Source organism: Desulfuromonadaceae bacterium (assembly GCA_019429445.1).
Lineage (GTDB): Bacteria > Desulfobacterota > Desulfuromonadia > Desulfuromonadales > JAHYIW01 > JAHYIW01.
Window position 1 is genome coordinate 1 of the sequence record JAHYIW010000007.1, and the last position, 21,461, is coordinate 21,461.

General features: G+C 55.2%; 19 protein-coding genes and 1 rRNA gene. 5 read left to right on the top strand and 15 right to left on the bottom strand.

Annotation, left to right across the window (positions count from 1 at the left end):
- The 14 genes from K0A93_03575 to K0A93_03640 form a co-directional block, all read right to left on the bottom strand.
- A 16S ribosomal RNA gene (locus K0A93_03575) occupies positions 1-614 on the bottom strand; the annotation flags it as partial.
- A 374-nt stretch (positions 615-988) separates the two neighbouring features.
- A complete protein-coding gene (tyrS, locus tag K0A93_03580; protein MBW6511185.1) occupies positions 989-2,215 on the bottom strand; it encodes a tyrosine--tRNA ligase in 1,227 nt (408 codons plus the stop codon).
- A 32-nt stretch (positions 2,216-2,247) separates the two neighbouring features.
- Positions 2,248-3,036 (bottom strand): TIGR00282 family metallophosphoesterase, encoded by a 789-nt coding sequence (locus tag K0A93_03585; protein ID MBW6511186.1) that lies wholly within the window; start codon positions 3,034-3,036, stop codon positions 2,248-2,250.
- A 61-nt stretch (positions 3,037-3,097) separates the two neighbouring features.
- Entirely contained in the window at positions 3,098-4,666 is a 1,569-nt protein-coding gene (gene rny / locus K0A93_03590; GenBank protein ID MBW6511187.1) for a ribonuclease Y, read from the bottom strand.
- Between the two features lie 43 nt (positions 4,667-4,709).
- Positions 4,710-5,267, bottom strand: a complete 558-nt coding sequence (locus K0A93_03595; protein MBW6511188.1) for a 5-formyltetrahydrofolate cyclo-ligase — start codon at positions 5,265-5,267, stop codon at positions 4,710-4,712.
- A 340-nt stretch (positions 5,268-5,607) separates the two neighbouring features.
- The gene (locus K0A93_03600; protein MBW6511189.1) at positions 5,608-5,922 is read right to left on the bottom strand and encodes a cell division protein ZapA; all 315 of its coding nucleotides are present in this window, start codon (positions 5,920-5,922) and stop codon (positions 5,608-5,610) included.
- On the bottom strand, positions 5,919-6,110 hold the full coding sequence (locus K0A93_03605) for a hypothetical protein (protein MBW6511190.1): 192 nt from the start codon (positions 6,108-6,110) through the stop codon (positions 5,919-5,921). The genes K0A93_03600 and K0A93_03605 overlap by 4 nt, the downstream gene beginning before the upstream one ends.
- A 59-nt stretch (positions 6,111-6,169) precedes the next feature.
- On the bottom strand, positions 6,170-7,384 hold the full coding sequence (gene ftsY / locus K0A93_03610) for a signal recognition particle-docking protein FtsY (GenBank protein ID MBW6511191.1): 1,215 nt from the start codon (positions 7,382-7,384) through the stop codon (positions 6,170-6,172).
- A gap of 25 nt (positions 7,385-7,409) precedes the next feature.
- Positions 7,410-7,775 (bottom strand): roadblock/LC7 domain-containing protein, encoded by a 366-nt coding sequence (locus tag K0A93_03615; protein MBW6511192.1) that lies wholly within the window; start codon positions 7,773-7,775, stop codon positions 7,410-7,412.
- A gap of 2 nt (positions 7,776-7,777) precedes the next feature.
- The gene (gene smc / locus K0A93_03620; protein ID MBW6511193.1) at positions 7,778-11,305 is read right to left on the bottom strand and encodes a chromosome segregation protein SMC; all 3,528 of its coding nucleotides are present in this window, start codon (positions 11,303-11,305) and stop codon (positions 7,778-7,780) included.
- Between the two features lie 189 nt (positions 11,306-11,494).
- Positions 11,495-12,499, bottom strand: a complete 1,005-nt coding sequence (locus K0A93_03625) for a 4Fe-4S binding protein (GenBank protein MBW6511194.1) — start codon at positions 12,497-12,499, stop codon at positions 11,495-11,497.
- A 234-nt stretch (positions 12,500-12,733) separates the two neighbouring features.
- Positions 12,734-13,417 (bottom strand): leucyl/phenylalanyl-tRNA--protein transferase, encoded by a 684-nt coding sequence (gene aat / locus K0A93_03630; GenBank protein MBW6511195.1) that lies wholly within the window; start codon positions 13,415-13,417, stop codon positions 12,734-12,736.
- A gap of 3 nt (positions 13,418-13,420) precedes the next feature.
- Positions 13,421-15,691 carry an ATP-dependent Clp protease ATP-binding subunit ClpA gene (clpA, locus tag K0A93_03635; protein ID MBW6511196.1) on the bottom strand — a complete coding sequence of 757 codons (2,271 nt, stop codon included), beginning with the start codon at positions 15,689-15,691 and terminating at the stop codon, positions 13,421-13,423.
- A 12-nt stretch (positions 15,692-15,703) separates the two neighbouring features.
- Entirely contained in the window at positions 15,704-15,907 is a 204-nt protein-coding gene (locus K0A93_03640; GenBank protein MBW6511197.1) for an ATP-dependent Clp protease adaptor ClpS, read from the bottom strand.
- Between the two features lie 494 nt (positions 15,908-16,401).
- On the opposite strand from K0A93_03640, the gene hflK reads away from it, so the two are divergent.
- From hflK to rmuC, 5 genes are all read left to right on the top strand, one after another.
- Positions 16,402-17,427 carry an FtsH protease activity modulator HflK gene (hflK, locus tag K0A93_03645; protein MBW6511198.1) on the top strand — a complete coding sequence of 342 codons (1,026 nt, stop codon included), beginning with the start codon at positions 16,402-16,404 and terminating at the stop codon, positions 17,425-17,427.
- Positions 17,424-18,356: a protease modulator HflC gene (gene hflC / locus K0A93_03650; protein ID MBW6511199.1), complete on the top strand. Its 933-nt coding sequence runs from the start codon at positions 17,424-17,426 to the stop codon at positions 18,354-18,356. Before hflK ends, hflC begins: the two co-directional genes overlap by 4 nt.
- Positions 18,357-18,487: 131 nt before the next feature.
- Positions 18,488-18,664 (top strand): hypothetical protein, encoded by a 177-nt coding sequence (locus K0A93_03655; GenBank protein MBW6511200.1) that lies wholly within the window; start codon positions 18,488-18,490, stop codon positions 18,662-18,664.
- 118 nt (positions 18,665-18,782) lie between these two features.
- Positions 18,783-19,154, top strand: coding sequence for a response regulator (locus K0A93_03660; GenBank protein MBW6511201.1), 372 nt, complete (start codon positions 18,783-18,785; stop codon positions 19,152-19,154).
- A 175-nt stretch (positions 19,155-19,329) separates the two neighbouring features.
- Positions 19,330-20,748: a DNA recombination protein RmuC gene (gene rmuC / locus K0A93_03665; protein MBW6511202.1), complete on the top strand. Its 1,419-nt coding sequence runs from the start codon at positions 19,330-19,332 to the stop codon at positions 20,746-20,748.
- 10 nt (positions 20,749-20,758) lie between these two features.
- On the opposite strand, the gene sfsA is transcribed toward rmuC, so the two are convergent.
- Positions 20,759-21,451 (bottom strand): DNA/RNA nuclease SfsA, encoded by a 693-nt coding sequence (gene sfsA / locus K0A93_03670; protein MBW6511203.1) that lies wholly within the window; start codon positions 21,449-21,451, stop codon positions 20,759-20,761.
- Between the last annotated feature and the right edge of the window lie 10 nt (positions 21,452-21,461).

Genomic DNA, 21,461 nt, shown 5'->3' on the forward strand with positions numbered 1-21,461 from the left:
GACTTAAACAACCGCCTACACGCGCTTTACGCCCAATAATTCCGAACAACGCTTGCACCCTCCGTATTACCGCGGCTGCTGGCACGGAGTTAGCCGGTGCTTCCTTTGTGGGTACCGTCAAGCCTGCCGGGTATTAACCGACAGGGGTTTCTTCCCCACTGACAGAGCTTTACGATCCGAAAACCTTCATCACTCACGCGGCGTTGCTGCGTCAGGGTTTCCCCCATTGCGCAAAATTCCCCACTGCTGCCTCCCGTAGGAGTCTGGACCGTGTCTCAGTTCCAGTGTGGCTGATCATCCTCTCAGACCAGCTACCCATCGTCGCCTTGGTGGGCCATTACCCCACCAACTAGCTAATGGGCCGCGAACTCATCCGATGACAGAAGCTTCCAAGGAGAGGCCACCTTTTCCCACAAACTCCGAAGAGCTCGGGGGCTTATCCGGTATTAGCAGCCCTTTCGAACTGTTATCCCGGATCATCGGGCAGATTATTCACGTGTTACTCACCCGTGCGCCACTTTACTCGCGGACCGAAGTCCACTTTCACGTTCGACTTGCATGTGTTAAGCACGCCGCCAGCGTTCGTTCTGAGCCAGGATCAAACTCTCCAGTTTATATTCTGAAAAGATGATCTTTCTCTTTACTTACGTCTTATGACGTTTTTTCTTTTACTCGCAACTTTTTCGTTACGTCTGCTATTTAGTTTTCAAAGACCAAGGTTTTGTCGATCCACATCGCCCTGTCGACGATGGCTTTTCAGAGTATCGAAACAGTCACAGACTGTCAAGATGTTTTGTTTGCAATTTCACTTTTTCTGACACTTTCCGTTGCTTACTCATCGCCCCTAGAGTCTGGCGTTTTCTGCAACGGAGGCGAACAATACTGAAAGTCGGGATTGATGTCAAGATCTATTCGAAAGTTTTTTTATTCCCCACCGAAAAAAACCCATGTGGCCAGGGCAACCTGCTGATATTACTCTATTTAAAGATTATCCAAGTTCTGAAAAAATAATGCGAACAAAGCGTCTTTTTCCCGTTTGTACCACATATTCACCTTGGGGACCAACCGTGTAATCCGGGCTATCAATCTTTTCGCCATCGACCTTGACCGCCCCTTGGGTAATCAAACGACGGGCTTCACCGTTTGATTTTGTCAGTCCGGCATCGGCCAGCACCCGGCAGAGCCAGACTGGTTCGTTTTCAGTGATCCTGATCTCGGGGATGTCGTCCGGAATTTCCTTACGCTTGAATTGCTGAATAAACTCTTCCTCCGCCTGCTGTGCGACAGATTCGTCATAGAAGCGCGCGACCAGCTCACGTGCCAGCGCGCGCTTGCTTGCCAATGGATGCGCACCACCTTCCTTGCCAGCAACCCCGTCTTCCACCAGTTGCAGGGCAGCAAGGTCGACATCGGAGAGGAGCTCATAATAACGCACCATCAACGCATCAGAAATGCTCATCACCTTGCCATAGATTTCTTTGGGCGGATCGGTAATACCGATGTAATTATGCAGCGACTTGCTCATCTTGTTGACACCATCAAGTCCTTCGAGAAGCGGCATCATCAAAACACACTGCGGTTCCTGGCCATACTGCTTTTGCAACTCGCGTCCAACCAGCAGATTAAACTTCTGATCGGTGCCCCCAATTTCCACATCGGCTTCAAGGGCGACGGAATCATACCCCTGCACCAAAGGATAGAGAAATTCATGGATGGCAATCGGCTGTTGGCCGGTATAACGCTTATGAAAATCGTCCCGCTCCAGCATCCTGGCAACAGTATGCCGTGCAGCCAGACCGATCAGATCAGCAGCAGACAACTTACCCATCCATTCACTGTTAAAAACGACGGTGGTCTTCTGCGGGTCGAGAATTTTGAAGACCTGTTCTCGATAAGTTTCTGCGTTTGTCAGGATTTGATCGCGGGTCAGGGCTTTGCGGGTTTCATTCTTGCCGGTGGGGTCACCGATCATCGCGGTAAAATCGCCGATCAGAAACAGGATCTGATGGCCGAGATCCTGAAATTGTTTAAGCTTCTGGATCAACACCGTATGACCGACATGCAGGTCGGGGGCAGTGGGGTCAAAACCTGCCTTGATTTTCAGCGGTCTGCCCGTCTCAAGCGACCGGGTCAGTTTTTTTTCCAGCTCGCTTTCAACCAGTATCTCGACGGCACCGCGTCGCAAAATTTCCATCTGTTCCGCTACTGACTTCATTCCCATCTGTCTTTGCTCCGCACCTGCTTGAATCAGTTATTTTCGACCAGTTCGTTAATCCGCATGATCGTGGTTGCACGACCGTTCTGTTCATCAATATCGATCACCACCGCATTGATCATCGGATCTTTCTTGGCGACTTCAAAACGCGTCGGCAACTGGGTGAGAAAACGCTCCGTCGCCAGCTCCTTGCGTATGCCGATGATCGAATCACGACTGCCGGTCATGCCGACATCGGTAATATATGCGGTGCCACCGGTCAGAACCCGTTCATCAGCGGTCTGGACATGGGTATGGGTACCGACTACGGCAGAGACCCGCCCAGCGAGATAAAAACCGAGTGCCACTTTTTCGCTGGTTGCTTCAGCATGAAAATCGACCAGAATAATCGGTGTCGTTTCACGCAGCTCGGCAATCAGCTGGTCGGCAACCAGAAAGGGGTTATCGAGCGGGCTCATAAACACTCGCCCCTCAAGGTTAAGCACGCCGACCGCCGTCCCGCCGTTGGTGTGAAAAATACCGGCGCCACGCCCCGGAACCCCGGCAGGATAGTTGGCTGGGCGGAGCAGTTTCGGCTCACTGTCCAAAAGCGGATAAATATCCCGTTTATCCCAGATATGATTACCGGAGGTAACCACGTCGACACTCATCTTGAGCAATTCACGTGCGACATCGACGGTCATACCGAAACCGGCAGCGGCATTTTCGCCATTGATCACCACCAGATCGATCAGATGGTGATCAATCAAACGATCAAGCTGAGTTGTCAGCGCATGTCGACCACAACGACCCACCACATCCCCGACAAAGAGTAATTTCATATTGTCATCCCCAGGCGTGACGGTGAAGCTGGCATTCTGCCGAGCTGACGATGGTTATTCATTATTTGGCATATTCCGTTGCCCGCGTTTCGCGCACGACATTAACCTTGATCTGTCCGGGATAAGTCATTTCATCCTCCACCTTGCGGGCAATATCTTTGGCCAGCACATGGGCCTGGGCATCGGAAATTCTGTCGCTGGCAACCATGATCCGTATCTCGCGACCGGCCTGAATCGCGTAGCAGCTGGTAACGCCGTCGAACGATGTACCGATCCGCTCCAGATCGCGCAAGCGCTTGACGTAGGTTTCCAACATCTCCCGGCGTGCGCCCGGACGCGCCCCGGAAAGGGCATCTGCGGCCTGGACCAGCACCGCCATGATCGTCTCGGGTTTTTCATCTTCATGGTGAGCGCCGATGGCATGAACAATCTTCGGAGTCTCACCGTATTTGCGCGCCAGATCGGCACCGATAACCGCGTGCGAACCTTCAATCTCATGGTCAACAGCTTTGCCGATATCGTGCAGCAACCCGGCCCGTTTTGCCTGTTTTACGTTAACGCCAACTTCGGAGGCCAGAATACCACACAGGAAGGCAACTTCGAGGGAATGCTGCAACGCGTTCTGCCCGTAAGACGTTCGGTAGCGCAGGCACCCGATCAGTTTAAGTATTTCCGGATGAATGCCATGTACACCGACATCAAAGGTCGCCTGCTCCCCCGCCTCGCGGATCGCTTCATCAACGTCCTGCTGTGCCTTGGCGACCACCTCTTCAATCCGCGTTGGATGAATCCGTCCATCAGCGATCAAACGCTCCAGCGACAGACGGGCAACTTCCCGCCGTACCGGGTTGAATCCGGAAATAATCACCGCCTCCGGCGTATCGTCGATGATCAGGTCGATGCCGGTCGCGGCCTCAATGGCGCGAATATTTCGTCCTTCGCGCCCGATGATCCGCCCTTTCATTTCGTCGGCAGGGAGCGGCACCACGCTCACCGTCTTCTCGGCCACATAATCACCGGCATAGCGCTGGATGGCCAGGGAGAGAATCTCTTTTGATTTTTTGTCAGCAGTCTCGCGAGCTTCATCCTCAATCTGTTTGATCAGTTTGGCAGAATCGTGCCGGGCTTCACTCTCGATCGATGCAAGCAGCTCTTGCTTCGCTTCTTCGGCACTCATGCCACTGACTCTTTCCAGTTCATGCTGCCGTTCGGCGATCAACAAATTAACCTCGCTTTCACGTTTCTGAACAGCAGCTTCTTTGGCAAAAAACTCCTTTTCCTGCTGACTGAGCTGTTCTTCCCGCTCATCGGCCTGTGCTAGCTTGCGATCAAGCTGTTCCTCTTTCTGTACCACGCGTTTTTCTTGTAACTGAATTTCACGGCGTAGCTCCCGTGCTTCTTTTTCCCATTCGGCCTTCCCTTCCAGAACAGCATCCTTGGCCTGAATGACTGCCTCTTTACGGATGGTATCGGCTTCTTTTTTGGCATCTTCGACAGTCTTGACGGCCAGCTCTTCGGCACTGGCCAACTTCCCTTCACCAACCTTGCGGCGCAACAACATCCCGACAAAAACACCTGCGCCGAGTGCGGCAACCGTTGCCAGAATGATATGAATCAGTTCGATTTTCACAACCCAACCTCCTTGCTTGTTATGCCGTGCGGCAATAACTATATTAATCCGGGAAACGTTGAATGGTTTCCTCGGTAACCAGCACATTGAGACGCTGATCATGTTCCTCGGCCGACAGCGCATCAACCAGTTGCACCCGATAAGCAACACCGACTGCTGTCTGTTTCTTCAACCGGGCCAGGACCCGATCATAATAGCCCTTACCATAACCAAGCCGGTGACCGTTACCATCGAATGCAACACCGGGAACCACCAGCAAATCGATCTGTGCAACCGCGACAACCTCACCGGCGAGTGGTTCCGCGACACCGAAGCGTCCCGGATACAACTGCGCCAGAGAGGTCACGACAAGAAAATCAATTTCGGCATCACGAACACGGGGGAAAACGACTCGCTTCGCGGCGCCGAGTGCTGCGGGCAACAGTTCTGAGATGTCAACCTCATTACGAATCGGGCTGTACAACGCGACGGTACGCGCCGCCAGGTATTCGGGCAGTTGCGTCAAACGCCGGACAATCAACCGGCTGGCGCGATCGCATTCTTCAGGCGATAACGCCTCACGCCGTGCCAGTTGCCGTTGGCGAACAGATATTTTCGGCACTCGGAGCTCCGTTTCAACAGCGGTCTCCGTATCGGGGGGATTTCCACGCAAGGAAGGCAGGTTCGATTTAGTCGGTCTCGTTCACCACGGTGAACGAATCGTGTCAGGTCGATCTCGTCAACTGTGCTCCGTCGACGAGCCGTTCGGAAGCAGCAATGCGCACTCCCGAACTACGTAATGAAGGCATATTTTTCAACTATTACCATCATGTCTATCATCGACCAAGCGCGTCGCGCGGCTGCTGGCCGCCAACGATAACACCCTGTAACGGGCGAATTGAACCTCTGCCAATCTATTTGAAAATCTCCGTCGCTACGGAGGAATGAGCTGCCCGCAAACATCAGCTGTCGAAGAGTCCCGGTTCCGCCGGAGCCGCAACCCTGCTCGCCTCTTCCATTTGCTCCACCAGCGCCGTCAGGCGCTGTTCAGTTTCGCCATCCAGACATGCGCCAGAATCACGCAGTCGCAAATAGCTCCCGGACACATTAAACAACGCCAGAATCACGGTCCGTAATGAATCTACAGAACTATGCACCCGGGCAAGTTCGATGCGTTCATTGACAAACGCGGCAACACGCTGGGCCTCGGCAGGAGAAGCATCGCTCCGGAGCGTAAACTGTTGCCCGCAAATCGTGACCTGCACGGCGTGCTTCACGACGTCTCCCGTTCAATCGCATTGAGCTTGTCGAGGATTTCGTCCAGTTCGGTTTTCAGTCGTTCACGATCCGCCACCAGCGCCTGCTTGTCAGCCAGCAACAACCGGTTCTCCTGTTGCAGCCGCTGGTGCCGCGCGAGTAACGCCACGGATTGTTGTTCCAGACGTTCGATCAGTTTTATCGTCATAACTCAAAACAACTCATTTGAGTTTACATAGTAAAAAAGCTGTCCGCTAAAGTCAAGAATCATTCCTCCTCGCCGAACAACGCCGCAACAAATAGTTCCGGGTCAAACGGGCGCAAATCATCAACTTGCTCACCGATCCCGACAAAACGAACCGGGATGCCAAGTTCGGCCCCAATCGCGATGACAATTCCGCCCTTGGCGGTGCCGTCCAACTTGGTCAACACGAGGCCATTCACCTCGACCATCGCGGCGAAAATCTTCGCCTGCGACAAAGCATTCTGACCGGTGGTGGCATCAAGAACCAGCAGCGTTTCGTGTGGCGCGCCAGGAATCTCGCGCTCCAGCACTCGCCGGATCTTCTTCAATTCTTCCATCAGATTGACTTTGGTGTGCAATCGTCCCGCAGTATCCAGAATCAGCACATCAGCCTTGCGCGCAACTGCCGCTTTCGCCGCGTCAAACGCAACGGCGCCCGGATCCGCGCCCTCGCCGTGACGAACGACGTCAGCCCCGGCCCGCTTGCCCCAAATTGTCAACTGCTCCGCCGCCGCCGCACGAAAGGTGTCCCCGGCACCGATGACCACCTTTTTCCCTTCAGCAACCAGCCGCGCGGCCAACTTGCCAATCGTTGTCGTCTTGCCAACCCCGTTCACACCAACGACCATGATGACACTCGGCTGCGCTGAATCGAGATTGAAAGGGCTCGCAGAGGACTTGAGGCGGCTACTTATCTCCTCTCGCAACAGCTTTTTAACCGTCGCAGCTTCTTTCAACTCGCCGCGCTGGGCGCGTAAACTGACGGCCTGCACCAGTCCCTGCGTCGTCTTCATTCCCAGATCGGCGGTGATCAGGATTTCTTCCAGTTCCTCCAACAGCGCATCGTCAATCGCCCCCCCCCCCAGCAGGCTATCGATCCGACCAACCAGCACAGCGTTGGTCTTCGCCAGCCCGGAACGCATGCGCCGCAACAAGCCATCTGGCGTCTCCACCCGCGCAGACAAATCTGGCTCTGCTGCCGTTAAAGGCATATCAACGGCGGCAACCGGGGCGGCATTCGGCTCATCAGCTGCCTTTTCTGCTGCTGCCAAAGGGGCATTCTCACCTGCCGGAGCTTTGCGTGTCACGCGCAGCAAGGCCAGGACAAGGACGGCAACGAGCAGCGTCGCCGTCAGATAAATCGTCACCAGAGCCGCCAGTTGACAATACTCCTGCGGAACGCCGATGTGCGCCAACGCCCCTGTCAACACGACCATTAATTGAGAAAAAACTTCCATTATTCCGTTAAACTCCAATCTACGATTAACAAAGAACTTCGGAGCGCAACGCTTTCACACAGCGACGTGCTTCGAAAAGTGCACGTCCCAGCACGGTATCGTTGCGCTCCATGACGAAGACCATAAAATAATCGGCGGTGATCGGCAGGATCATTGTATGTGCCAGATTGGTGACAACAACGATCTCTTCCAGGTCATTCCCTTCCAGAGCCTTGACCACCTGACGAAAATGACTGAGGATCACCCCCTGATGAGCACCGATAATTTTGATTTCAAAATCATCCATACGCGATACCTGATCGACCGCCTCCCCTTCCCAGTCAGCGACAATGGCCCCTCGTGCCCCGTCAATGCTGTCGATCAAGCGACCCAATAGTTCTTTAAATGGCATGGTTAGCTCGCAAGCGCGTTAATTTGCACTGAAACCAGTTTCGAGACCCCCGGTTCCTCCATCGTTACTCCATAAAGGGTATCGGCGATCTCCATCGTGCGTTTGTTGTGCGTGATGATAATAAATTGCGACAGAGTGGACATCTCGCGCACCATCTCGTTGAAACGCCCGATATTGGCATCATCGAGCGGGGCATCAACCTCATCGAGCATGCAAAACGGCGAGGGTTTGATGAGAAAGATCGAAAAAATCAGCGCGACCGCAGTCAACGCTTTCTCGCCACCGGATAACAGACCAACACTTTGTAATTTTTTCCCCGGCGGTTGAGCGACGATCTCGATCCCGGTTTCGAGCAGATCGTTTTCATCGGTCAGTACCAGCTCGGCGCGTCCGCCGCGAAAGAGCTGCGGAAAAACGTCCTTGAAGTTTTCATTGACCTGCTCGAACATCTCCTTGAAACGTTTGCGAGTCGTGCGATTGATCTTGCCAATCGCCTGCTGGAGACCGTCCATCGATTGACGTAAATCATCTTGCTGTTCGGTCAGAAAACCACTGCGCTCTTCAAGCTCACGATATTCTTCGATGGCAGTCAGATTGACCTCCCCCAACAGCTCAATCTGCCGTCGCAACACGTCCATCCGCCCGGCGGCCAGATCACTGTTAAACTCCGCTGCGGGCAAGACCGCTTCAGCGAGGTCGATGCGGTAGCGCTCCAGAATCGCCTGACGTAAATGCTCCGCCTCAATTTCCTGTTCGCGCAACCGCAGCTGCAACGCCGCCAGACTCTCCCGGGTGGCATTGACCTGGGTGCGTAGTTCCTTCAACCGCGATTCACAACTTGCGATGGCACGCGCAGCGAGTTCAAAAGCATCCCGCTGGGCATCAAAAGCGGCTTTTTCCGCAAGACGGAGATTGAACCGTTGCGCCAGTTCAGCGCGCAATCGCTGCTGTTCTTGTTGCAAGCGTGCGCGCTCCTCGCGCCCCTCTTCAGCCTGACTCAGCAGCAGAACTTTCCGCCCCCGCAATTCTTCGCGCATCTGTCGCAAACGGGTGACACCCTGCTTCTCGGCTTCTTCGCGTTCCCGCAGCCCGGCAACCGCTACCCTGGCGGTTGTTACCTGCTCTCGGGTCTGCTCGATAGCACCGCGCAACCCCTGCAACTCGGACTGCAACGCCGCCACCGCTTCTTCGCGAAGAAGTTTATCCCGCTCCTGCTCCAGTCGCCCGGTTCCGGCGGTCTGCTGACGTCGAACCAGCTCTTCCCGCTCTTCATGCAACTGTCCCTCTTCCAGTTGCAGCACCTCAACCCGCTCCTGAAAACGCGCCACCTCGGACTGCAACCGTGCCAGTTCACGTTCGTTGTCCACTACCTTCCGTTCTTTGTGGCGCAGCCCGGCATCGATCTCCCCCTGACGCTCTTCCGCCACCTTCAGTTCGTTGCGCAGCCCCTGCCGCTCAGATTGCAATTTTTCGACTTCAGCGACCAGCCGGGTCACCTGAGCGGCCAGCTCCTTCATCTCCCGCTTTTTGTGCAGCACCCCCTGTTGCAACGCCTGTTTGCCACCACCGCTCAACGCCCCAGCGGAGGTCAGCACATCACCTGCTTCAGTCACCAGGATCACCCCGTCCGGGAGCTGCTGATCGGTCAGATACGGTTGCAGGTCTGCGACCAGGTAGATGTCGGCCAGCAAATTTTCAACCTGCGTCGCCGTTGCATCACGGGGCTTAACCAGTTCGGAGAGGGGCGTACCGGCGGCAAAAACGCTTCTCCCGGACTTGAAGCCGGGGAGCAGAAAGGTGCAACGCCCTTCCTTGCGCCGCAGATAATCAAGCGCCTCAGTCGCCGCCGCGACCTCCTGCGTCAACAATGCCTGCAGACGCTCCCCCAGCACTGCCTCAACCGCCGCTTCATAGCGCGCCGGAACTTCCAGCACATCGGCTGCGATGCCATCGAAACGCTGGTTCAGTTCGGTGTCACGCAGCAGCGACTTAACTCCGGCACCGTAACCTTCAAAACTTTTTTCCAGCTGACGCAGCGATTCCAGCCGCGAATGATAGCGATTATATTCTTCGCGTTTGAGGAGCAGTTCTGCTTCGTTTTCGTCGGAGCTCAGCCGCAGTTGACGCATCAGCTCATGCAGTTCATCGCGCTCACGTTGCAGATCACCGCGCCGGATGCGCATCTCGTGCAAACCGGCATCGAGCGACGCCAACTCGGTACTGGCCGCGTCCCAGCGCTCCCGTACCGCCACCGTTTCATGCCGGTTGCGCGCCTCGCGATCATCCAGGGAGAGCAGCTGTTTTTGCGCCTCTTCATGTTGTGCGCCAAGCCGCGACAGTTCGTTGAGCATCGCATAGAGGTCGGTGCGCGCCTGATCGAGACGCGCGGACAAGGCAGCTTCCTGCTCCTCAAGGACCGCCGCGTTGTGGGTGGCTTCTTCAAGGCGGCGGGTCTCGGTAACCAGCCGTTCGCCAAGGTCTTCGCGTCCTGCGGTCAGTGTTTGCGCCTCCACCTCAAGCTCCCCCAGCCGCCGGTCACAGTCGTTGGCCTCGGCGAGCAGGCGTTCACCGCGCAACGCCAGGCTGTCCGCTTCCTTGCCACTGAATTCGATCCGGTTTTCGTCGTTTTGAATTTCGGCGGTCAGGGCAAAGAGTTTTTCCTGAACAGCTGAGAGGTTTTTTTCCTGCTCGGTCTGGGTCAGGCGCAGGTTTTCCAGCTCAAGCTCATGTTGCAGCAGCTGCGCGGACAGACGCTCGTGTTCCGCCTGTTGCATCCCCTCATTGCTCAGTGCCGCAGCACTGGCCTGGCGCAGCTCAAGGAACTTTTCCAGCGCAAAGCGGGTTTCGATCCCCTTGAGCTCCTCACGCAGCGTCCGGTAACGTTCCGCTTTTTTTGCCTGCCGATTCAAACTGTTAAGCTGACGCCGCACCTCGCTGATGATATCACTCAGGCGCAACAGGTTCTGCCGCGTTGCCTCAATCTTGCGCAACGCGGCCTTTTTACGATTCTTGAACTTCACCACCCCGGCGGCTTCCTCAATCAGCACCCGGCGCTCCTCCGGCTTCGCATTGAGGATCATGCCGATCTTCCCCTGCTCGATAATCGAATAGGAGCGGGCACCGCCACCGGTGTCCATAAAGAGTTCCGTGATATCAAGCAGACGACAGGGGGTATTATTGAGCAGATAATCACTTTCACCGTTGCGATGTAAGCGGCGGGTGACGGAAATTTCAGTATATTCATTGAAGGCGGGGGGGCCGTTGCCGTCGGTATTGTCGAACGTCATGCGTACTTCGGCCATGCCGAGCGGCTTGCGCGACTCACTGCCGCCGAAGATGACATCCTCCATCAACTTGCCGCGCAGATTCTTGGCGTTCTGCTCCCCCATCGTCCAACGGATCGCATCGACAATATTGCTCTTGCCACAGCCGTTCGGACCGACGACCCCGGTAATGCCGTCGTTGAATTCAAAAGTTGTTTTGTCGACAAATGATTTAAAGCCGACGATGTCAACACGTCTGATTTTCATAGAATATTAAACTCGCCGCGCACAGCAGTGGGGCTATGAAGATAAGTGGAAATTGAGCAGGGCATAGTAGCAGGGAGGGGTGTTCAAGTAAAGCAGAGAATCGGCGGATAATGCGGTCAAATTGCGGATAAATCGTTGCCGGGCAGCTTCTTTAATTCCGCAAATATCACTGTGCGGGATGCCGAGGTTTTAATGACTCAGATAGGGCGCCAGGGATAACAGCCGCCGGTAATCTTCGTAGCTCAACGAACTGGACCAATGTCCACTGACCATGCCGACCCCGATCCCCACCAGAAAGAGTGATACAACCACGGACGGATAGATCCACACCGGAAGCGGGCGGCGCCAGAAAGCAGGCTGCATGGCAAGGACATTTTTTCCCGGGCAGTGCGCGACACAGGTGAGACAGCCGGTACATTCCGGCGTAGACACCGTCGTGCTGGAATGTACCGCAATGGTTGCCGGGCAAGCGGCGCTACAGCGCTGGCACCCTGTACAGTTTGACGCATTGCGTCGAATCTTGAACGGGCTGACGAGGCTTGCCAGTCCCAGCAAGGCACCATAGGGACAGAGGTACCGGCACCAGAAATTTTTAAAGAGCAGCGACAGCAGGGTCAGAATTGCCAGGACAACCATCGTCGTCACGGACATGCGGGTAAAAAAATGGAGCATCTTGATATCACTGGCCGCCCAGTAAGGAGCATCCAGAAATCCGCCAAGGGCCTCAACCGGCATGTCGAGGAGGATGAGTTTGATGAAAAACACCAGCAGCAGGTATTTTATCCCCCGCAGAAAAAAGTCTGGCCAGCGCCAGAGCTTAAAGTTCCGCCCGAACAGCCGTTTTCCCAGCTTTGATACCACCTCAGAAAGGGTACCGACCGGGCAAATCCAGGAACAGAATGATTTCTTGGCCAGCATACTCATCAGCAGAATCGACAGAAAAATGATCAATGCCGCTGGATGGACCGGGTGAACAGTACCGGAAAAGAGCATATATTTGAGGCTGACCAGGGCACCGACAGGCAGAAACCCTTCAACGCCCGGTGGCCGGGAAACCAGGGGTGCGGCCGCCCCAATTTCCAGAGAATAGACAAACAATCCGAAACGCACACCGATACCGACTATCCAGAATAAAAAACACCACTGCACAATCGTGCGGATTGCAATGATCGGTTTTTGACCAAAGATCGTCATATGAAACAACTTTCCTGAAAATTTCGGGGGCAGGATAAACTCATCTTGAAGCGCCAGATTATTTACGAAGATATCAACATACCACGTAGCTGCAAAGCGCGACAACAGCCGCAGCAAAAATATCCCACATCGCTCCTGGAAATTCCTTGACCATGGTCAAACACGATGACCTCTCGATAAAAATTCAAAAGAACCGCACAACGGTCTTGTCTCGCCGGCAGATCCTTGAGCCCCTCAAAACGCCCCCTTCTCTTGCTCTGTCCCGGTCATCACTCCGCCCACCCTCATAAACCGCAGGAACTCGCGGCGCGTGACGTCCTGCGCACCGAAACGCAGCAGATGCCCGGTGGTCTGTTGACAATCAAGCAGGACAAAATCGCGTTCACGCAAACGTTCAACCAACGCCACGAACGCCACTTTTGAAGCATCGGTCTGACGGTGAAACATCGATTCGCCGAAGAAGCAGCGCCCCAGACAGACCCCGTAAATACCACCGGCCAGCTCGCCATCGGCCCAGCATTCGAGCGAGTGGGCATAACCCAGGCGATGCAGATGAACATAAGCAGCGAGCATCTCGGCGGTAATCCAGGTACCGGCATGTCCATGACGGGGGGTCCTGGCGCACGCCGTAACAACCTTCCTGAAAGCACGATTGACGGTGACACGAAAACGCCCCTGCCTGATGGTTCGCAACAGCCGCTGTGATACATGGAGCTGCTCGGGAAACAGCACGCAGCGCGGATCGGGGGACCACCAGAGGATTGGTTCACCTTCGTTATACCAGGGGAAGATGCCGGACGAATAGGCCAACAGCAGCCGTTTGGGGGACAGATCGGCGCCGACCGCCAACAGACCGGTCGGCTCGGCATGCTCGGGGGGTGGAAAGCTCAGTTGATGAGAAAGACGATAGACCGGCACCGATTAATGACGGACCGGGGGGGTTATGCGGAATTGCAGCTTGGCATTACGCAAACCGATATTGACCTTGCCACCCTTGCGCAGCTTGCCGAAGAGCAGCTCGTTGACCAGCGCATCGGCGATTTCGCTTTCGATCAGCCGCGCCAGCGGACGTGCGCCGAAGACCGGATCGTAGCCGCGCCGGGCCAGAGCGGTTCGCGCCGCAGCCGAGAGGGTCAGGGAGACCTTGCGTTCGCCAAGCCGTTCACACAATTCGCGAACAAATTTCTCGACAACCTTCTCCATCACCCCCTGATCAAGATGCTTGAAGGAGATGATGTCGTCGAGGCGGTTGCGGAATTCGGGGGAAAACATCTTTTCCACTTCGCGGTTGGCATTACCCAACGCGATATCGCCGAAGCCGATTGGCGTGGCACTCATTTCCCGCGCACCGACATTGCTGGTCATGATCAACACGACATTACGAAAATCAGCTTGCTTGCCGTTGTTGTCGGTCAGGGTGCCGTGATCCATAATCTGCAACAGGATATTGAACAGATCAGGGTGAGCCTTTTCAATCTCGTCAAGGAGCAACACCGCGTAGGGCGATTTAACGACCGCGTCAGTCAGCAAACCGCCCTGGTCGAAACCAACATAACCAGGGGGCGCGCCGATCAGCCGCGCAACAGAGTGTTTTTCCATGTATTCACTCATGTCGAAGCGAATAAACTCCACCCCGAGCTGACGCGCCAGTTGACGGGCCGCTTCGGTCTTGCCAACACCGGTCGGACCGGTAAAGAGGAATGAACCAACTGGCCGTTCCGGATGACCGAGACCGGCCCGTCCGCGCAGTACCGACCGCGCCAACGCTTCCAGCGCAACATCCTGGCCGAAAACCTGGCGCTTTAAGTCACGATCCAGATACTTCAGTCGGCGGCGATCGGTCAGCGAGACCGTACGTTCCGGAATCCGTGCCATGCCGGCAACGACAGCTTCGATTTCGGCCACGCCAATCGTTCCACTGCCACCGCTGAGCCGAAACGCCGCACCCGCTTCATCGATCACATCGATGGCTTTGTCCGGCAGATAACGGTAGTTGATGTGCCGTGACGACAGCTCAGCCGCTGCCCGCAGCGCGGCATCGCTGTAGGTGGCCCCGTGATGCTCGGCGTACTGCGAGCGCAAGCCTTTAAGAATCGCAACCGTCTCTTCCACCGAAGGTTCCGGCACATCGATCTTCTGGAAACGTCTGGATAAGGCGCGATCTTTTTCGAACAAATTTTTGTATTCTTCGTACGTCGTGGAACCGATACAGCGCAACTCGCCGTCGGCGAGCAGCGGTTTGAGAATATTGGAGGCATCCAGGGAGCCACCGCTGGTCGCTCCGGCACCGATGATCGTATGAATCTCGTCAATGAAGAGAATCGCACCTTCCTGTTTACGCAGTGCGTTGACCACCGCCTTGAGTCGTTCCTCGAAATCACCGCGAAATTTTGTTCCGGCCAGCAGCGCACCGAGATCGAGGGCGTAGATATCGCGTTCCAGCAACAGATCAGGGGCGTCCCCCGCCTGGATCATCAGCGCCAGCCCTTCGGCCAGAGCGGTCTTTCCCACCCCCGGATCGCCGACAAAGATCGGGTTGTTCTTGCGCCGTCGACAGAGCACCTGGGCGGTACGTTGCAATTCGCGGGTGCGCCCGATCAACGGGTCGATCTTGCCCGCCCTGGCCCGTGCCACCAGGTTGACGGTAAATGCCGCCAGCGGATCGCGTTTCGCCCCACCCTTGCCCCCTTCCGGGGCAGGCCCGGATTCTCCCGGAGGAGCTGCGCTCCCCGGTGCCTCCACCGCGCCGGTCGAAGCTTTCGACACCCGATGAGAAATGTAGTCAAGGACATCCAGCCGGGTAATCCCCTGCTGGAGCAAAAACCATGCGGCGTGGGAGTTCTTTTCTTCCATGATCGCTGCCAGCACATCACCAAGTCCGACCTCATGCTGACCGGCGGAGTTCATGTGCAGAATGGTGCGTTGCAGAATCCGCTGCAGAGCGATAGTCTGGTCCGGGATCTCGACCTCATCCTCGTGTTCGGGAAAGGCTTCCAGCTGGGTGGTAAGAAACTCGTCGAGGAGCGTTCGCAACGACTCAACTTCACCACCGCAGCCGCGAATGATCTCCTGCCCGCTCTCTTCAAAAAGGATGGCATAAAGCACATGTTCAGCGGTCAGATATTCGTGATGACGCCGCTGAGCTTCACGCACCGCAAGAGAAAAAGCAATCTGCACTGACTGGCTGAACATTTCCGACATCGACTAGACCTCTTCGAGACTGCACCGCAAAGGATAACCTTCGGTGCGCGCCAGAGCATGGACCTTGGCGACCTTGGTTTCAGCCACTGCGTAAGGATAATGTCCGCAGACCCCCGCCCCCTTGACATGAACATGCAACATGATCCGGTTAGCCTCGGTGGGTGACTTGCGAAAAACGGTCTCCAGCACCGTAACCACAAACTCCATGGTGGTGTAGTCGTCGTTGTGCAGCAGCACCTGAAAAAGGGGGGGGGAGCCAACCTTGTTTTGGGACCGGCTATCAACGCCGGTTGCATTGCTGGGAATTGACTTGCTCACTAACTTATCTCCGTAACGGGCAGCGGTTTAACAACACGTGCAATCTGCCTGAGATGATCCTACCATAACTATAGCGCAATCAACAAGGGCTAGCATCCTGCTCGCATCCGGTGCTGGCATCTGAAATCGCACCCGGAATTGCTTGCATCACCGGTTGGGTGTGTTATGCTTGTGTGCGATTAAAATGTCGCCATTAATGCCTAGCACCCTGTAACCCATAATCTTTCGCACCTTGCTTGTTCTTTGCCGCGTCAGCTACGTTCCGATTTCTGCAGCTTAGCGACGGCCAGGCAACAGAAATCGCGCCTTGCTGACACGTCAAAGCCCTGCGCAATCTTTCGAAATCTTATGGGTTACAGGGTGCTAAAACGAAAGGGTTATTCATGAACGACTGGAAATGGGAGCCTCCGGGCGACCAGTTCGAAAAAAAAGTCCGGGAACTTGGTAAACACTTCACCGGCAAAGGACCAGGGCGCAAAACATTTGTGCTCATCGGTCTGGTTTTCTTGTTGTTTCTGGTCGGCAATACCAGCTTTTACACTGTCGACACAGAGCAGACTGGCGTTGTCCTGCGTTTCGGACGTTTTATCGGTTTCTCAGAGCCGGGCTTGCGCTTCAAGATTCCACTCGGCGTCGACCAGGTCTATCTCGTGAAAACCGGTCGGGTGCTCAAGGAGGAATTTGGTTTTCGCACCGTCGCTGCAGGGGTGCGCAGCACCTACAGCAAAAATGGCCTTGACGAAGAATCACTGACCCTGACCGGCGATCTCAATGTAAGTGACATTGAATGGATTGTTCAGTATCAGGTATCCGACCCGTACAAATATCTGTTCAAGATCAAATACCCGGAACAGACAATCCGTGACGTCGCCGAGGCGATCGTCCGCCGCATCATCGGCAATTCAAACGTGACCGAGGTTCTGACCACCGAACGGGCGCAAATCGCCGCCGCAATCGAGAAAAACCTGCAGGTAGTGCTCAACAATTACGACATCGGTGTGCGCATCGTTACAGTCAAGTTCCAGGACGTCAACCCGCCTGATCCGGTCAAGGCCGCATTCAACGAAGTCAACGAGGCCGAGCAACAGAAAGAGAGCCTTATTTTCCAGGCCCGCGAGCAATATAACCGCGAAGTCCCCAAAGCCAAAGGGGTCGCAAAAAACACCATCCTTAACGCCGAGGGGTACGCCCTGGAACGCATCAATATGGCCAAAGGGGAAGCTGATCGCTTCACCGCGCTGCTGAAAGAGTACCGCAAGGCTCCCGATGTGATGCGCAAACGCCTTTACCTGGAAACCATGGAGGACGTCCTGCCACAAGTTGAAGAGCTTTACCTGATCGACGAAAAAGGTTCGGGAGCGCTCCCTCTCCTGCCGCTGCGCGGCGAACTTAAAGGGGGTAAATCATGAAAAAACAACTCCTGATTATTGTGGCCATAATTGTCGTCATGGTCGGTCAAAGCGGTCTTTATGTCGTCAAAGAGGGGGAACAAGCGCTGGTGACCCAGTTTGGTGATCCGATCAAGGTCGTCACCAACGCCGGCCTGAAATTCAAGCTGCCGCTGGTGCAAGACATCCATCGTTTTCAGAAACGCATCCTCAAATGGGACGGCGATCCGAACCAGATACCAACCAAAGATAAAAAATACATCTGGGTCGACACCACGGCGCGCTGGAAAATTTCCGATCCGCTGAAATTTTTCACCACCGTCGCAACCGAAACCGGGGCCCTCAGTCGTCTTGACGATATCATCGACTCGGTGGTTCGCGACGCAGTCTCGGGCCATTTACTGGTAGAATTGGTACGTGGCCGTGAATACCGGACCAGCGCCGGTGAAATTGAAGAGACCTTCAATGTCGACGGCGATATTATTGCCCTCAAGGACCTCACCGGACGAGAGGAAATTCTGGCCGGAATCCTTGACAAGGCCCGCGCCAACACCCCCGACTACGGCATCGACCTGATCGATGTCCAGATCAAGCGGATCAACTATGTTGAACAGGTGCGTCAACGCGTTTACGAACGCATGATTTCGGAACGGAAAAAAGTTGCGGCGCAGTATCGTTCCGAGGGGGAAGGGGAAAAAGCCGATATCCTCGGGCAGATGCAGAAAGAGCTCAAGCGCATCGAGTCAGAGGCCTATCGCACCGCCGTTGAATTGCGGGGGCAGGCAGATGCCGAAGCCGCAGCGATCTACGCCGCGGCATACAATCAGGATGCTAAATTCTACGCCCTGACGCGCACGCTGGAAGCCTATCGCAAGGCCATCAAGGGGAATTCACGGCTGGTATTATCGACCGATTCAGAGTTCTATCGCTACATCCAGAGCAGCAGATAACCTAACGGGCGGCGGAATCGATCGGGTTCCGTCGCCCGTATAAATCTGGTTAACACAAACAAATATTGATTGCATTTGCCTTTTCCTTCTGTCACAGTGGCGCTGCGAACTTCAGTGAGAGGAGAAGTGTAATGGAACTGGCCATCGACTACACATGTCCGAAATGCAGCCGCCGGATGGCGGTCGATTTACGCACGATATCACCGGGAAAAATCCGCTATTGCAGCCATTGTGAAACACCCCTTGTTTTGTCTGAGGAGGCGCTGCACAACTTCTCTCACCGCTTGCAGCAACTTCCTCTGGGCTAAGCCTCATCAGATTTTAATCTATATCTTCTTTTCGCATTCATGCTATACATGCTACAGTGTTCGCGCTGAACAAACAGCCTCTTTTGTCCCATATATGAAACAATAAGTACAGGTGATCATGAAAGAAAAAACCATTCTGATCGTTGATGATTCCCCTTCCGTGCGTGCAATCCTTGGCGACATGCTCAAGAATGAAGGCTACAACGTCGTTGAAGCCACCAACGGACAAGAAGGATTTAAACTGGCCGAGTATGTTCAATTCGACATGATCATTACCGATCTGTCGATGCCGGTTATGGACGGTATCGAATTTTTGAAAAAGGCTAAAAATTTATCCCTGACGAAGTTCGTCCCCATGGTGGTGCTGACTTCCGAAAACGACACGGATAAACTGGCCGAGGCAAAAGCCGCCGGCGCAGCCACCAACCTCAGCAAACCATTCCGCGAAAACCAGCTTAAAGCGATGCTTAAATTGATCTTCGGTTGCTGAATTTCCTTTTTCACCATACAACACTCCCCCGCCGTGAAGCTTTTCTTCGCGGCTTTTTTTGGGGATTTTGCGGCGAACTCCAGGCTGGTCATGGCGCGTAAAGTGATAGCTCTTTTATTTGCAATCGGGCGGCAAGGATTGCTATGCTGAGCGTCAAATTCACGCGGGAGGATTGATGAATAGCGAACTGTTCACTACGGGGGTGTCCCTCGGCGGCGGGCTGCTGCTCGGCGGCGGACTGGTCTGGTTATTGCTCAAGAGCAGAGTAACCGCAGCACGCGAAGATGAGCGCCGGGGGCTCGGTATCGAACTGGCAACCCTGCGTGAGCGCCTGAACGGCGCGACAACAGAACACCAGCGACTTAATCAACGTCTGGCACAGTACGCACAGCAAGAGGCCGGGTTGCGCCAGGAAAACGGCGACCGTCAGGCGATGATTGCCGAACTGACGACCCGCCTTGAGGAAGAACATAAACTGTCGGGGGAAAAACTGCGCCTGCTTGAAAATGCCGAAAGTTCTTTGCAAAACGCTTTCAAGGCCCTTTCCGCCGAAGCCCTCAAGAGCAACAATCAATCGTTTTTGCAACTGGCACAATCGACACTCGAAAAGTTTCAGGACAGCGCCCGCGTGGATCTCGATTCACGCCGCCAATCGATCGACCAGCTGGTGAAACCGTTGCAGGAATCATTGATCAAGGTTGACGGCAAAATCCAGCAACTGGAGCAGGTGCGCACCCAGGCTTACACCCGCCTAGATGAGCAGATTAAATCATTGCTGACCACACAGGCAAAGCTGGAAGGAGAAACCGCCAACCTGGTCAAGGCATTACGGGCACCGAATGTGCGCGGTCGCTGGGGCGAAATCCAGCTGCGGCGGGTGGTGGAGATGGCGGGGATGGTCAATTTCTGCGATTTTGTCGAGCAGGCAACCGCCGCCGGAGAAAGTCGCCTGCGCCCCGACATGATCGTCAAGCTGCCCAATGGCAAAAATATCGTCATCGACTCGAAGGCCCCACTGATGGCCTATCTCGCGGCGCTGGAATGTAACGAAGAGGCCCAAAAGATTGGTTTGCTGCGCGATCACGCCCGACAGATCCGCGACCACCTGCACAAATTGTCACAAAAAAACTATTGGGATCAATTCGCACCGACCCCCGAGTTCGTCGTCCTGTTCTTGCCGGGGGAAACCTTTTTCTCTGCCGCACTCGAACAGGATCCGGGGTTGATCGAGTTCGGCGTAGAGCGCAAAGTGCTGCTGGCAACCCCGACCACCCTGATTGCACTCCTCCGCGCGGTCGCCTACGGTTGGCGGCAGGAACAGTTGGCGGAGAATGCGCAGGTGATCAGTGACCTGGGGAAAGAACTCTACGAGCGGATCGTCGTGGTTGCCGGGCACTTCGGCGGACTCGGGCGCGGTCTCGACCGGGCGGTCGATGCCTACAACAAAACCGTTGCATCGCTCGAAAGCCGCGTGCTGGTCACGGCGCGCAAATTCCAGGAACTCGGTGCCGCATCGGGCAAACCGATCGAATCCCCGGAAATGATCGACAAAGCGCCCCGCTTGCCGCAACACACTCCAGAGCAGGAGGGATAGTACCTGCCCCTCACAGCTGTACCGGCATGCGCTGCTCAAGGCGACATTCCGTCACACTCACCAGCGTGCGATAAGCCAGCACCTCGACCCCACCAGCCACCGCCTGGCGTAACCGGCGCCCATACTCCGGGTCGATCGAATCGGCCGGTGAAAAAGCCGTCGCTTCAGCACGTTGAACCAGAAAAAAGATGATCGCCCGATAGCCACCGGTAACTGCCATCAGCAGTTCACGTAAATGTTTCTGTCCGCGCACGGTCACCGCATCGGGAAAACACGCGATCGTCGCGTGGCAACATAACGTCACGTTTTTGACCTCGACCAGCGCCTTGCCCTGCTCCCCGCTGAGGAGAAAATCGAGACGGCTGTCGCCGAAGGGATACTCAGGAGTCACCTCATAGCCGGTCAGTTCGGGGATCTGGTCGGCGCGTAGCGCCTCTTCGACCACGCGATTACTCCGCTGGGTATTGGTATCAACCCAGGAGCCGTTGACGCGGATCAGTTCCAGGGTGAACTTCAGTTTGCGCCGCGGGTTGTCGTTTGCGCAGAGCAGTACCTCGTGGCCGGGGATCGCGCATTGCGTCATCGCACCAGTATTTGGCGTGTGCGCGGTCACGATGCGCCCGTCAGCCAGTTCAACATCAGCAAAAAAGCGTTTGTAACGACGCAATAAACGCCCTGCAATCAGCGGTTGCGGCAGCTTCACAGCAACACCC

What these genes read in the sequence shown, in the direction of transcription:
- K0A93_03615 (MBW6511192.1), bottom strand. Translation starts at nt 7,775, where the DNA reads ATGCCATTTAAAGAACTATTGGGTCGCTTGATCGACAGCATTGACGGG.
- K0A93_03640 (MBW6511197.1), bottom strand. Translation starts at nt 15,907, where the DNA reads ATGGAGTTTGTGGTTACGGTGCTGGAGACCGTTTTTCGCAAGTCACCC.
- hflK (MBW6511198.1), top strand. Translation starts at nt 16,402, where the DNA reads ATGAACGACTGGAAATGGGAGCCTCCGGGCGACCAGTTCGAAAAAAAA.
- tyrS (MBW6511185.1), bottom strand. Translation starts at nt 2,215, where the DNA reads ATGAAGTCAGTAGCGGAACAGATGGAAATTTTGCGACGCGGTGCCGTC.
- smc (MBW6511193.1), bottom strand. Translation starts at nt 11,305, where the DNA reads ATGAAAATCAGACGTGTTGACATCGTCGGCTTTAAATCATTTGTCGAC.
- K0A93_03660 (MBW6511201.1), top strand. Translation starts at nt 18,783, where the DNA reads ATGAAAGAAAAAACCATTCTGATCGTTGATGATTCCCCTTCCGTGCGT.
- K0A93_03605 (MBW6511190.1), bottom strand. Translation starts at nt 6,110, where the DNA reads ATGACGATAAAACTGATCGAACGTCTGGAACAACAATCCGTGGCGTTA.
- K0A93_03655 (MBW6511200.1), top strand. Translation starts at nt 18,488, where the DNA reads ATGGAACTGGCCATCGACTACACATGTCCGAAATGCAGCCGCCGGATG.
- clpA (MBW6511196.1), bottom strand. Translation starts at nt 15,691, where the DNA reads ATGTTCAGCCAGTCAGTGCAGATTGCTTTTTCTCTTGCGGTGCGTGAA.
- K0A93_03585 (MBW6511186.1), bottom strand. Translation starts at nt 3,036, where the DNA reads ATGAAATTACTCTTTGTCGGGGATGTGGTGGGTCGTTGTGGTCGACAT.
- rmuC (MBW6511202.1), top strand. Translation starts at nt 19,330, where the DNA reads ATGAATAGCGAACTGTTCACTACGGGGGTGTCCCTCGGCGGCGGGCTG.
- ftsY (MBW6511191.1), bottom strand. Translation starts at nt 7,384, where the DNA reads ATGGAAGTTTTTTCTCAATTAATGGTCGTGTTGACAGGGGCGTTGGCG.
- hflC (MBW6511199.1), top strand. Translation starts at nt 17,424, where the DNA reads ATGAAAAAACAACTCCTGATTATTGTGGCCATAATTGTCGTCATGGTC.
- K0A93_03625 (MBW6511194.1), bottom strand. Translation starts at nt 12,499, where the DNA reads ATGACGATCTTTGGTCAAAAACCGATCATTGCAATCCGCACGATTGTG.